Source organism: Arthrobacter sp. OV608, from assembly GCA_900110595.1.
In the GTDB taxonomy this organism is placed as follows: domain Bacteria; phylum Actinomycetota; class Actinomycetes; order Actinomycetales; family Micrococcaceae; genus Arthrobacter.
This window is the reverse complement of record FOEZ01000001.1, coordinates 302115-314838: the sequence shown is the minus strand read 5'-3', so window position 1 is coordinate 314838 and position 12724 is coordinate 302115. Positions and strand designations below refer to the sequence as shown.

General features: G+C 66.4%; 12 protein-coding genes. 6 read left to right on the top strand and 6 right to left on the bottom strand.

The genetic code is table 11. The features are described 5' to 3' along the window. Positions 1-180: 180 nt before the first annotated feature. Entirely contained in the window at positions 181-855 is a 675-nt protein-coding gene (gene mtrA, locus BMX78_RS01525; RefSeq protein ID WP_091415523.1) for an MtrAB system response regulator MtrA, read from the bottom strand. A gap of 185 nt (positions 856-1040) precedes the next feature. Between mtrA and BMX78_RS01520 the strand changes: the two genes are divergently transcribed. The 6 genes from BMX78_RS01520 to BMX78_RS01495 are packed head-to-tail and all read left to right on the top strand — an operon-like array spanning position 1041 to position 7324. Further along, positions 1041-2372 (top strand): DUF7847 domain-containing protein, encoded by a 1332-nt coding sequence (locus tag BMX78_RS01520; protein ID WP_286138740.1) that lies wholly within the window; start codon positions 1041-1043, stop codon positions 2370-2372. Continuing rightward, a complete protein-coding gene (locus BMX78_RS01515) occupies positions 2362-3006 on the top strand; it encodes a DUF4129 domain-containing protein (RefSeq protein WP_091415520.1) in 645 nt (214 codons plus the stop codon). The genes BMX78_RS01520 and BMX78_RS01515 overlap by 11 nt, the downstream gene beginning before the upstream one ends. Beyond that, entirely contained in the window at positions 3003-4220 is a 1218-nt protein-coding gene (locus BMX78_RS01510; protein WP_139204856.1) for a DUF4350 domain-containing protein, read from the top strand. Before BMX78_RS01515 ends, BMX78_RS01510 begins: the two co-directional genes overlap by 4 nt. Further along, complete coding sequence (locus BMX78_RS01505; RefSeq protein ID WP_091415518.1) at positions 4217-5272, top strand: AAA family ATPase; 1056 nt, start codon at positions 4217-4219, stop codon at positions 5270-5272. Before BMX78_RS01510 ends, BMX78_RS01505 begins: the two co-directional genes overlap by 4 nt. Further along, positions 5272-6564, top strand: coding sequence for a DUF58 domain-containing protein (locus BMX78_RS01500; protein WP_091415515.1), 1293 nt, complete (start codon positions 5272-5274; stop codon positions 6562-6564). The genes BMX78_RS01505 and BMX78_RS01500 overlap by 1 nt, the downstream gene beginning before the upstream one ends. Before the next feature lie 46 nt (positions 6565-6610). Then, entirely contained in the window at positions 6611-7324 is a 714-nt protein-coding gene (locus BMX78_RS01495; protein WP_091415513.1) for a DUF4166 domain-containing protein, read from the top strand. Positions 7325-7328: 4 nt separating this feature from the next. On the opposite strand, the gene BMX78_RS01490 is transcribed toward BMX78_RS01495, so the two are convergent. From BMX78_RS01490 to BMX78_RS01470, 5 genes are all read right to left on the bottom strand, one after another. After that, a complete protein-coding gene (locus tag BMX78_RS01490; RefSeq protein WP_091416021.1) occupies positions 7329-8366 on the bottom strand; it encodes a uroporphyrinogen decarboxylase/cobalamine-independent methonine synthase family protein in 1038 nt (345 codons plus the stop codon). Between the two features lie 26 nt (positions 8367-8392). Further along, positions 8393-8800 carry a chorismate mutase gene (locus BMX78_RS01485; protein ID WP_091415510.1) on the bottom strand — a complete coding sequence of 136 codons (408 nt, stop codon included), beginning with the start codon at positions 8798-8800 and terminating at the stop codon, positions 8393-8395. 89 nt (positions 8801-8889) lie between these two features. Then, positions 8890-10605: an ABC transporter ATP-binding protein gene (locus BMX78_RS01480; protein WP_091415507.1), complete on the bottom strand. Its 1716-nt coding sequence runs from the start codon at positions 10603-10605 to the stop codon at positions 8890-8892. Then, positions 10602-11603: an ABC transporter permease gene (locus tag BMX78_RS01475; RefSeq protein WP_091415504.1), complete on the bottom strand. Its 1002-nt coding sequence runs from the start codon at positions 11601-11603 to the stop codon at positions 10602-10604. The genes BMX78_RS01480 and BMX78_RS01475 overlap by 4 nt, the downstream gene beginning before the upstream one ends. After that, on the bottom strand, positions 11603-12685 hold the full coding sequence (locus tag BMX78_RS01470; RefSeq protein WP_091415501.1) for an ABC transporter permease: 1083 nt from the start codon (positions 12683-12685) through the stop codon (positions 11603-11605). Before BMX78_RS01470 ends, BMX78_RS01475 begins: the two co-directional genes overlap by 1 nt. Positions 12686-12724: the final 39 nt, after the last annotated feature.

Here is a 12724-nt window from a genome sequence, read left to right as displayed (position 1 = left end):
ACAATCAGGGCACGGCGCTGCCAGATCCTGGCCAGGAAGGACAGCCGCTGGAAGCCTGCGGTGCGGGCATCGGTGTGTTCCGGAGCGTTGTGGTGCTCAGGGCGGTGGTTCCCGCCAGGCTGTTCGGGAAAACTTTCCGTGGCGGGTTCGTGTGCAGGTCCCCCGGGGGGAACTGCGGGGTCAGGCCCCTGCTTTGTAGCCGACACCACGCACCGTTAACACAACTTCCGGAGCTTCCGGATCCTGCTCGATTTTGGACCGGAGGCGCTGGACATGGACATTGACCAGCCGCGTGTCGGCGGCGTGGCGGTAGCCCCAGACCTGCTCAAGCAGCAGCTCGCGGGTGAACACCTGCCACGGTTTGCGGGCGAGGGCCACCAGGAGGTCGAACTCCAGGGGCGTCAGGGAAATCCGCTCATTGCCCCGGCTGACGGTGTGACCTGCGACGTCGATGGTGATGTCGGCGATTTTGAGGGTTTCCGGGGCCTTCTGGTCGCCTGGACGCAGCCGGGCGCGGACGCGCGCCACGAGTTCGGCCGGTTTGAAGGGCTTGGGCACGTAGTCGTCGGCGCCTGATTCAAGCCCGCGGACGACGTCGGAGGTGTCCGATTTGGCGGTCAGCATCACGATGGGCACGTCCGACTCCGAGCGGATCTGCCGGCAGACCTCGATACCGTCGACGCCGGGAAGCATCAGGTCCAGAAGGACAAGGTCAGGCCTGGATGAACGGAAAACGTCGAGTGCTTTGGCCCCGTCAGCGCAGAAGACTGGTTCGAAGCCGTCATTGCGAAGAACAATTCCAATCATCTCGGCCAGTGCTTCGTCGTCGTCTACCACCAGAATGCGTGCCTTCATAGTTATATATTCCCTTATCAGACAGGCTTTGTCCTGTTCAGGGCGTTGCGGCATGGCGGAATGCTAGGTAGCCGTGCCCACGGAACTATAGGCTGGGAGCATTGCCGGAGGTTCCCGGTGCCCACCGTTCTGTCGCGGACCGGGCCTGGCTGCTTCAGGCACTGCTACAGGGGGAAGGAACACGGGTGTCAGAACAGGATCCGGGCGCGGAGCGGCCGCAGGGCTCCGGCGGGCAGCAGCCCGCAGGGGGGCAGCCGCCCGGACAGGGTCAGCAGCCCCAGTGGGGCCAGCAACCGGGCTGGGGCGCGCCGCCGGCCTGGGGACAGCCGCAGGGGCAGCAGCACTGGGGTTCGCCCCGGCCGCCCTACCCTGGCTCCGCCTACGGCCAACCTGCTTATGGCCAGACCCCTTACGGCCACTCTGCTTTCAGCCAGCCTCCCGCCAACCCCTACGGCCAGCCCCGCTACGTGGCGCCGCCCAAACCGGGGATCGTCCCGCTCCGCCCCCTGATGTTCGGTGAGATCCTGGATGGCTCATTCCAGACGATCAGACGGAACGCCAAGGCCATGCTCGGCGCTTCCCTCATTGCCCAGTCGTTCGCTGCGATCCTTGCCGCGGTGATTACTGCCGTCACCGCAACGTCCATTGTCTCCATCGAAGCATGGGCGGAGAGCGCCAGCCCCGCCGACGTCGCCTCGTTGGGCCTGGGGTTCCTGGCCGCCGTCCTGCTGGTGTCTGTCCTGACCATGTTTATCTCGGCTGTCCTCCAGGGGGCCATGGTGGTTCCGGTGGCACGGTCCATCCTTAACCGCCCCACGGGTTTCCGGCAAATGTGGGTCCTGGCACGTTCGCGGGCCTGGGCCCTGATCCGCCTCGCGGCACTGATGATGCTGGCCGGCATGCTGGCGCTGCTGCTGCCCGCAGCCCTAATGGTGGCGATGATCGCCAGCGGGGAACGGGCCGGGATTTTCCTCCTCATTCCCATGATTCCTGCTGTTTTTGCCTTGCTTCTGTGGATCTATATCAAGCTGATGGTGGCGCCCGCCGCCGTCGTCATCGAAGAGCTGGGCGCCCTGGATGCCCTGCGGCGTTCCTGGTCGCTGACCCGCGCCAACTGGTGGCGGATCCTGGGTATCACCCTGGTGGTGGGCATCATGGTGGGCGTCATCGGGCAGGTGGTCATGATCCCGGTGAGCCTGCTGCCCTCGATGCTCTCCGGCTTCCTGTCCCCGCATGCCGGCAGCGAGCAGGAGATTACTATTGCAGTCGCCGTAGGGGTGGCCACCGCCGTCGTGGGCGCCCTGGTGGGGGCTGTGGGGTATGCCTTCCAGACGTCCGTGATGGCCTTGCTCTACATGGATCTGCGGATGCGCAAGGACGGCCTGGACATCGCGCTGCTCCGGCAGTTGGAAACCGGAGCAGATCCGGACGGCATACCGGGCCGCGGAATCCATGCCATCAGGCCGGGACCGGTTCCCGGAACCGGACAGCCCGGGGTTTGGCCGGATGTCCGCTGAACCTCCTGTCCTGCCCTCGGCGGAGGAAGCCCGCCGCTGGGCCGCGGAGGAACTGGCCAAATCCGAATATCGGGAAGCCGAGCCCGGCTGGCTCGACTCGCTGTGGCGCAGCTTCCTGGACTGGTTGCAGTCCCTGGACGGACCGGCGGGTGCCGATGCACCCGTGCCCAGCCCCGTTATTGGGATTGTGATCGCCGCGGTCATCGCCGTCGCCGTGATCCTCGCCCGGCCCCGCCTGAACCCCAAGGCCCGGCAGGCCAAGGAAGTCTTCGAGCCGGACAGCGCACTCACTGCCGCGGACTACCGGCAGCGCGCTGACGCCGAGGCCGCGGCAGGAAACTGGGGGGACGCCGTCGTCGACCGCTTCCGTGCAGTGGTGCGCTCAGCGGAAGACCGCGTGCTGCTGGAACCCCAGCCGGGCCGGACCGCGGATGAAGCCGCCTTCGCCCTGTCCCGGCCCTTCCCGGCGGAGGCCGCGCGCCTGGACCAGGCCGCCAGGATCTTCGACGCAGTCCGCTACGGAAACTGGCCACCGGGCAGTCCTGATTACGAGGCAATGACAAGACTGGACACAGATCTGCAGGCAGCCCGGCCTGCACGCGACGCAGCGCAGGACACGGCGGCGCTGCCATGACCGAAGCGCTGCAGGACGTCGGCGGACAACAACACGCTGTAGATCGAAGCACCAGCCAGGATTCCCGGTCAGCGGTGCGCAAGAACCCATTCCGCTGGCTCCGGCAGCACCGCGGCCTGGCCGCCCTGGCAGCCGTTGTGGCTGCTGCACTGGGCATGGTGATCTGGGGGCAGCTTGCGCCAAAGGGGGACGGTGTTTCCCTCTCCGTCCATAACCCGGGACCGTCGGGGGCGCGTGCCGTCAGCGAGATCCTCGACCGGCACGGCGTGAACGTCAACGACGTCGACCGCTTCGAAGAGGCCATGGCGGCGTTGGAGGACAGCGACTTCCCCACCCTCCTGCTCTACGACAGGAACGGGTACCTGGATGACCAGCGGCTCTCTGAGCTGACCGGCGCCGCCCGGCGTGTGGTGGTGATTTCACCCCGCCTCCAGACGCTGGGCGCGCTGGACAGCGGCATCAGGCAGGCCGGTGTTGTGCCCGAATCGGCACCGGTACTTGAGCCGGATTGTTCCCTGCCTGATGCCGGGGCCGCCGGCCAGGTCACCGCAGCATCGGGCTTCGTGTACGACGGCGGGACGTCCTGTTACCGGCCCGCCGGCACCAGCGCCGGGCTACTGGCGGTCAGCGGCGATGGCCGCGTCACCGTCCTGGGCAGTACGGCTATCCTCAGCAACGAGAAGCTCGACGAACTGGGCAACGCCGCCCTGGCTCTCCGCACGCTCGGCAGCTCCGCGGACCTGGTGTGGTATCTTCCGTCCCTTGAGGATCTGGACACCACGGGTTCGCCGCAGACACTCAGTGAACTCGCTCCGGACTGGTCGCGCTTCATCGGGCTGTGGCTTGCCCTGGTGGCACTGGCGGCCATCGTGTGGCGGGGCCGGCGGCACGGACCGCTGGTATTCGAACCGCTGCCCGTGGTGGTCAAGGCAGTGGAAACAGCCGAAGGAAGGGCCCGGCTTTACCAGGATGCACGCGCCATCGAGCAGGCCAGGGATAACCTCCGTGCCGGCACACTGGTGCGGTTGGCCAGGAAGGTCCGCCTGGGTCCGGAAGCCACCGCTGATGAGGCCGCGGAGGCGGTGGCCCGGTTCCTGTCCCGGCCCTCCCCCGGCATCAAGGAGCTCCTGAATGAACTTCCGCGCACCGAGGCACGGCTTGTGGCCTGGGCGCAGGAACTGAACACCCTAGAGAAAGAGGTCAGTGACCGATGAGCGAACAAGGCATCGGGCCCCGGGTCCTTGATTCCACCGGGCAGGATTCTGCTGGAAACGATTCAGCCCGGCATGCTTCAGCCGGGCCTGCCTCGGCTGGGCAGGATCCAGCCCGGCAGGCCCTCCTGGACGTACGCCATGAGGTGGCAAAGGCTGTGGTGGGGCAGGACGCCACCGTGACGGGCCTGCTGATCGCCCTGCTGTCACAGGGGCACGTGCTGTTGGAGGGTGTGCCCGGCGTGGCCAAGACCCTGTTGGTCCGTGCATTGTCCGCAGCGCTGAGCCTGGACACCAAGAGGGTACAGTTCACCCCCGATCTCATGCCCGGCGACGTCACCGGGTCCCTGGTCTACGACTCGCACACCTCAGAGTTCTCGTTCCGCGAGGGTCCGGTGTTCACCAACCTCCTGCTCGCCGACGAAATCAACCGTACGCCGCCTAAAACGCAAGCGTCACTGCTCGAGGCCATGGAGGAGCGGCAGGTCTCCGTGGACGGTGCCGCCCGCCCGCTGCCCGCACCGTTCCTGGTGGCAGCCACCCAAAATCCGGTGGAATACGAGGGAACCTATCCGCTCCCCGAGGCCCAACTGGACCGGTTCCTGCTCAAGCTCACCATGCCGCTTCCGGAGCGCCGCGACGAGATGGAGGTCATCCGGCGGCATGCAGCGGGCTTTGATCCCCGCGATCTGGCGGCCGCCGGCGTCCGTGCCGTGGCGGGCGCCGCGGATCTGGAGCGGGCCCGGCAGGCCGTGGCCACCGTGGCAGTGGAACCCGAAATCATCGGCTACATCGTGGACCTGGTCCGGGCCACCCGTTCCGCGCCCTCGTTCCAGCTTGGCGTTTCGCCCCGGGGTGCCACGGCGCTGCTGAACACCTCCCGCGCCTGGGCCTGGCTCTCCGGACGGAGCTACGTCACCCCGGATGACGTCAAGGCCCTGGCCTTGCCCTGCCTGCGCCACCGGGTTGCACTGCAGCCGGAAGCGCAGATGGACGGGGTCCGCGTGGACGACGTGCTGGGCAGCATCCTGGCTTCCGTTCCCGTCCCCCGCTGATGGCCATCTCCGGACGCTTTGTCCTCCTGGTGCTGGTGGGACTGGTGCCGGTCCTGCTGCTTCCCGGCTGGGGAACGTTTCTACTAGTGGCCGGCAGCCTTTTAGCCCTGGCCGCCATAGACCTGGTCCTGGCCGGTTCGCCGCGCCGGACCCGCATTGTTCGCCGGGACCCTGGCAATGTGACGTTGCATGGGACGGCAGACTCGGTACTTACTGTCTCGAACGACGGCGGGCGCCGGCTGCGCGGGAGCCTCCGGGATGCCTGGCAGCCATCGGCAGGGGCCCAAAATCCGTTGCAGGGTCTTGATGTTCCGGCGGGTGAGAGCCGACAGGTTACGGTACGCCTGCGGCCGGTCCGTCGCGGAGACCTCAAAGCCCCTCATGTCACCGTCCGCAGCTTCGGGCCGCTGCTGCTCGCAGCCCGCCAGCGGACCATCGAATGCCCGGGTCTGTTGCGGGTCCTGCCGCCCTTCCATTCACGGCGGCACCTGCCCTCCAAGCTGCGGAAGTTGCGCGAACTGGACGGCAAGGCTGCCGTGCAGATCAGGGGCGCGGGCACGGAGTTCGATTCCCTCCGCGATTATGTGCGCGGCGATGATGTGCGGTCCATCGACTGGCGTGCAACAGCCCGTCGGTCTGCCGTGGTGGTGCGCACTTGGCGGCCTGAACGCGACCGCCGCGTGGTGATGGTGCTGGATACCTCCCGGACGTCGGCGGCCCGGATCGGCGATGAGCCCCGGCTGGACACCGGCATGGAAGCAGCCCTCCTGCTGGGTGTCCTCGCCGAGCGGGGCGGAGACCGCGTGGACTTCCTGGCCTTCGACCGGCGGACTCGGGCACGGGCCGGATCAGCGGGGCAGGGGAACCTCCTGGGCCAACTGGTCCAGGCCATGGCCCCGCTGGAGGCTGAGCTCATCGAGCTGGACTGGCAGGCAATCCCGGCGCAGGTCCGGGCCGTGTCAGCGCACCGGTCCCTGGTGGTGCTGCTGACGTCGCTGGAAGGCGGCGCACCTGAAGAAGGCCTGATCCCCACCGCGATGCAACTCTCCCGTCAGCATGTTGTGGTGGTGGCAGCGGTGCGGGACCCGCAGCTCGGCCTGATGCTGCAGGAGCGTGACAATGCCGCCGGTGTCTTCCGGGCGGCCGCCGCCGAACGGTCGCTCCTGCAGCGGGCAGCAGTCACGGCCGAGCTTCGCCAGCACGGCGTGGAGGTGGTGGACGCAGAGCCGCTGGAGCTGCCGCCCCGGCTGGCCGACATGTACATCAGGCTTAAGGCGGCAGGTAGATTGTGAAAATCCAGCAGGCCGTTGTCCGGCCCCGTCACGAGGAGGTCCCTCTATGAGCGTTCCCATTTACCAGCAGGCCCTCGGTGCGGACTACGGCCGGCTGCAGCCCGAACTCCAGGAGTACTTTGCGCTCGCGCCGGGCTCCGGCCAGTACGGCGTGGGCGAAGGGATTTTCGATGTGGTGGGCTGCCGGCAGGACTGGCTGCGCCCGCTGCTGCGGCTCACCGGCAGTGAGGAAGCATTCTTCCCGGAGTACGGAGAGGGCATCCCCTTCAGGATCGAAAACCACGCCCATCAGGACCCCTTTGGCCGCTCCAGCCTGACGGCCCGCCGGGAAATCCGGTTTCCCGGGCGCAAGCGGATCTTCCAGGACACCACCAGCGTGACCCGCCGGGCCGGCGCGCCCCAGCTGGTTGACTATGTGGGCCGGCTCCGGCGCCTGGTGACCGACCTGAACCTGAGCGTCACGCCGGAGGGACGGCTGCGGGGTGTGTCGGAATCCTCGCGGCTGTTTCTTGGCCCCCTGCGCATTCCCCTTCCCGCTGCACTGGATGCCAAGGCCTACGCGGAGCAGTGGTGGGACCCGGCAGAAGGCAGCAGCGGCAAGCACCGCATCCAGGTCAAGGTGATCCAGCCACAGATCGGACTGGTCCTGGTCTACGCCGGCAGCTTCGACTACAGGCTTCGCCCCTACACGGGCGGAAGCTCCGCGCAAAGCTTTCTGCCGCGCTATGCACAGCCGGACCGGTGGGAAAACCGGGTCTGACGCCCTAGCCCTGCGCCAGCTGGTTCAGCCCGTCCGCCACCTGGGTCAGCCGGCCGAGCACCGATGTCGCGTCGGCCGGACTCCGGCTGGCAAGTCCCGACGAGGGCGTAACGCGGAGGGTGCTGATCCCCGCAGGGGACAGACCGAGCTGCCGCCACGGGCGCCACACTGCATCAACACAGTCAGCCACCCGGGGCAGGGACTTCCCGGAGACGTCCAATGCCCCGATCCACAAACGCTTGCCTGCTTCTGCCGCTCCGGCAAGCTGCTCCCACTGGCGCGACGTCAGTGCCCTTAGCGGAACGGCGATGCCGTCTGCTCCGGCGGCCAGGATCTGTTCGAACGGGGCCTCGACCTCGGGCACGGATATCACCACCTCCGCGGCGCCGGCATCCCGCAACGCGTCCAGCACCACCCGCCAGGATTCCCGGGCCTCGGAGGACGGAACCGCCCGCAATGTGCGGTAGCCGCTGGAGGTGGGAATGGTGCCGGCCAGTACCGCCGCGATATCCGGCTCATCGATCTGGACCACCACCCGCGCACCGGGAACAGCCGCCGCCACGCGGGAGAGGTATTGTCCAACGCCGGCCGCAAGTGAGGCGGCAAGATCACGCCGGGCACCATAGTCGATAAGGGCGCGCTCGCCGTTATGCAGGTGAAGTCCGGCCGCCAGGCTGAGCGGCCCTACCAGCTGCACTTTGATCTCGGCAGCCGCCTTGTCCTCAGCACCGGCCACATCGGCGAGGACGTTGATATCGGTGGCGAGGGCAGAGGCGGCGCGGCGGAAGTCCTTGCCGGGCCGGTCCACGAGGCGCCAACCGTACGGCTGGACGTCGACAGCGAGTTCTTCCAGCAGGGTGGCCGTCCGTCCCAAGGCATCTGATCCGACACCCCGGTCCGGGAGTTCGGCGAGGAAGGGAAGGTGCGGGCTGCCCAGTTCACCGCGGATGATCTTGGCTGCTTCCACCGGGTCCTCGCCCGGCCAGGGGCCCAGCCCGGTGGCCGTCACCTCCCGCGGCGGTGCCGCATCCGATCCGGTCAACGTGCCGGATTCGTGCCGTTGCCCGGTCACGCGAGCGCTGATGCCTGCGGGTGCTGTCCGGAGGCGGCCTCGTGGTCTTCGGCGATCGCCTCGTGATGCCGGATGACCTCACCGATGATGAAGTTCAGGAACTTTTCCGCAAACGCGGGGTCCAGGTGCGCGTCTTCGGCCAGCCGGCGCAGCCTGGCGATCTGCGCCGCCTCGCGGCCGGGATCACCGGCGGGGAGCCGGTGGGCAGCCTTCAGGAAACCCACCTTCTGGGTTGCCTTAAAGCGCTCGGCCAGCAGGTAGACCAGCGTGGCGTCGATATTGTCGATGCTGGAACGGATGGACAGCAGTTCAGCCATCACCGACTTGTCCACCTGGCCGGCCAATGAGCTGGCTGAGGGATCGTAGTCGTCGGAGTCAGGAGCGTGAGGGTTGTGCTGCGTCATGGTTCAAGTCTATGGGCAGCCGAAGCAATCAACCGGGTGGCGCCGGTGCCGGCATTGCGCCGGCACCGGCACTTTCAGCTGATGAGGTCTCAGATGCCGAGCAGCGCCCTGTTTTCTTCGCGCCGCTTCGCCTGTTCCTGGGGGTCGGGAACCGGCAGGGATGCGATGAGCCGCCGCGTGTAGTCGTGCTGCGGGTTCCCCATCACCTGGCTGCCGATGCCCTGTTCCACCAGCCTGCCCTTATACAGCACGCCCACCCACTGGGACAGGATGTCCACTACCGCCAGGTCGTGGCTGATGAACAGGCAGGCAAAGCCGAACTCCTGCTGGATGTCCCGGAACAGCTCCAGAACCTTCGCCTGCACCGAAACGTCCAGGGCCGACGTCGGCTCATCAGCGATGAGCAGCCGCGGGTTGAGGCTCAGCGCCCGCGCCAGTGATGCCCGCTGGCGTTGGCCGCCCGAGAGTTCGTGCGGATACCGTCCCGCGTACGACGCCGGCAACTGGACTGATTCCAGCAGCTCGCCAACGCGTTTGCGCGCCTGCGCCGGGCTTGGCCTGGTGTGGATGACCATTGGTTCTGCGATGCATTCGCCGATAGTCAGTTGCGGGTTGAACGATGCGGCGGGGTCCTGGAACACGAAGCCGATGTCCTTGCGGAGCGGTTTAAAGGTCCGCTCCCGGAGGTTGAGCATTTCGTATCCGAGAACTTTCAGGCTGCCGCCCGTGGTCCGGTTCAGCCCGGCAATGGCCCGGCCGATGGTGGTTTTTCCGGAGCCGGATTCCCCCACCAGCCCGAAAACCTCGCCCCGGGACAGGGTGAAGCTGACACCATCCACGGCCTTGAATGCCGGTGTTCCCAACCGGCCCGGATACTCGATGGTCAGGTCGGTGGCTTCCACGAGGATTTCCTCATCCTGGTGGGCCCGGGTGGACAGTCCCTCCGACGCCGAATTGTGCCCCAGGTGCGGCACCGCCGCCAGGAGCTTCCGCGTGTAATCCTCCCGGGGTTTGGCAAACAGGGTGCGGGCCGGAGCTTCCTCAACCACGTCACCCTGGTACATGACCACCACACGGTCGGCCAGGTCCGCCACCACTCCCATGTTGTGCGTGATCAGCACGATGGATGTACCGTACTTGTCGCGCAGGTCCCGCAGGAGCTCCAGGATCTCGGCCTGGACCGTGACATCCAGGGCAGTGGTGGGTTCATCAGCCACGATCAGGCCAGGGTTCAATGCCAGTGCCGCCGCGATGACCACCCGCTGCTTCTGCCCACCGGAGAACTGGTGGGGGTAGTAGTTCACCCGGTGCTCGGGATCCGGGATACCCACCTTGCGCAGGGCGTCGATGGCGCGGGCCTTCGCGTCCTTGGCCGAAACCCGCTTTCCGCCGCCGCTGCCCGCATGGGCCCTGATGCCTTCGGCGATCTGCCAGCCCACCGTGAACACCGGATTCAGTGCGGTGGACGGCTCCTGGAACACCATGGCAACGTCGCGGCCGCGGATCTGGCGCAGGCGCGCCGCGCTGACGCTGATCACGTTGGCCCCGTTGATGAGCACCGTGCCGGAGCTGATGGCGGTCTCGGGGAGCAGGCCCAGGATGGTTTTAGCGGTGACCGTTTTGCCGGAGCCCGACTCCCCCACAATCGCCAGCACTTCGCCCTTCCTGACTTCGAGGCTGACGTCCTTGACTGCCTGGACATCGCCGGCATCGGTGGCGAAGGTGACTTTAAGGTGGTCGATGTCGAGAACGGGATGGCCGGCGCCGGCCTGATGGCCCGGGGACGGATCGATGTTGATGGTCATGAGCTCCTCACTTCTGCCGCGAGGGCGGCATTCGCTCCGGTCACCGAGGAGGTGCCGCTGGCGCGTTTACGGCCCCGGAGCCGCGGATCGTTCAGGTCGTTGATGCTCTCACCCACCAAGGTCAGTCCCACCACTGTCAGCACGATGGCCAGGCCGGGGAATACGCCCGTCCACCAGATACCTGAAGATGCATCAGCAAGTGCCTTGTTGAGGTCGAATCCCCATTCGGCAGCGGAGCTCGGCTCGATGCCGAAGCCCAGGAAGCCCAGGCCGGCCAGGGTGAGGATAGCCTCGGAGGCGTTGAGGGTGAAGATCAGGGGCAGGGTCCTGGTGGCATTGGCCAAAATGTGCCGGCCGATGATCCTTGCACTGGATGCACCCACCACCTGGGCCGATTCAACGAACGGTTCAGCCTTGAGCCGGATGGTTTCGGCACGGATCACCCGGAAATACTGCGGGACGAACACTGCCGTGATCGCTAACCCGCAGGCGAGGATTCCGCCCCAGAATCCGGACTGCCCCTTGTTGATCGCAATGGACATAACGATCGCCACAAGGAGGGTGGGGAAAGCGTAGATGGCGTCGGCGATGACCACCAGGACACGGTCCAGCCAGCCGCCGACGTAGCCGCTGACGAGTCCAAGAAACACTCCCAGGAAGATGGACATCAACACGGCAGCGACAAGTACTGCTGCTGCTGTCTGCGATCCCCAGATAACGCGGGACAGGACGTCGTAGCCGCCCACTGTTGTTCCCAGGAGATGCTTGCCGCCGGGTGCGGCCTGGGCCGGGAAAGAGCCGGCATCATCGGAAATCTGCGAAAATCCGAAGGGCGCCAGCAGCGGCGCAAAAACGGCCGTCAGCACAAAAGCGGCACAAAGCACAACGCCGATGAGCAGCATCGTGCGCTGCAGGCCAACGCTTTGGCGGATGTGGGATGCGACGGGAATGCGGTCAAGTATCGGTTTCTTGGGATGGGGCAAGCCGTCGATGCTCATCAGTACCTCACCCGCGGATCGATCAGGGCGGCGGCAATGTCCACCACAAAGTTGGTGACCGCCACAATGACAGCCAGGAGCATAACGATGCCCTGGACGGCGACGAAATCACGCGCCGTAAGGTACTGCGCCAGCTGGTATCCGAGGCCCTTCCACTCAAAAGTTGTCTCCGTCAGCACTGCGCCGCCGAGCATCAGGGCGATCTGCAGACCCATGACCGTGATGATGGGGATCAGGGCCGGCTTGTAGGCGTGCTTCGTCACCAGCCGGTATTCGCTGACCCCGCGGGAACGGCCGGCCTCAACATAATCCTTGCCGAGGGTGCCGATCACGTTAGTGCGGACCAGGCGGAGGAAGACGCCGGCTGTCAGCAGGCCCAGGGCGACGGCGGGCAGGACGGCGTGATGGACGATGTCGCCAAAAGCTGCCAGATCGCTGCTGCGCAGGGCGTCCAGCCAGTAGATACCGGTGGGTGCTCCGAGCCTTCCCATCGCCAGCTCCGTTGTGGTGGAGGCACGGCCGGCGACCGGAAACCAGCCCAGGCCGACCGAAAAAACCAGCTTCAGCAGGAGGCCTGCAAAGAAGACCGGGGTGGCATAACAAAGGATGGCGAACAAGCGCAGGAAAGCGTCCGGGACCTTGTCGCGTTTGTGGGCGGCGAACATTCCAAGGGGAATCCCCACGAGCAAAGCCACCAGCAGGGCGTTGATGCTCAGTTCCAGCGTGGCGGCGCCGAAGGTGGTGAGCATCTCAATGACTGGCCGTCCATCTGAAATGGTCCGGCCGAAGTTGCCTGTGGCGATGTTGCCGAGGTACTCGATGTACTGGATGAAAAGGTTCCGGTCGTAACCGGCCTGGTGAATCAGCGCGTCAATCTGCTCCTGGGGCAGGCGTCCGCCCTGGGCTGCGGTGATGGGATCGCCGGTGATCCGCATCAAGAAGAAGACCAGGGTGACGAGGATGAAGATCGTCGGGAAGATGAGCAGGAAGCGGATCAGGATGTATCTCCCGAGGCCACCTCCCGCGGATTTGGATTTGGGCGGCGCAACCGTTGGCGGCGGCGCATCGATCATTGTGGCCATGCTGTCCCTGCTTGGTATAAAAAACGACGGGTGGGTGGG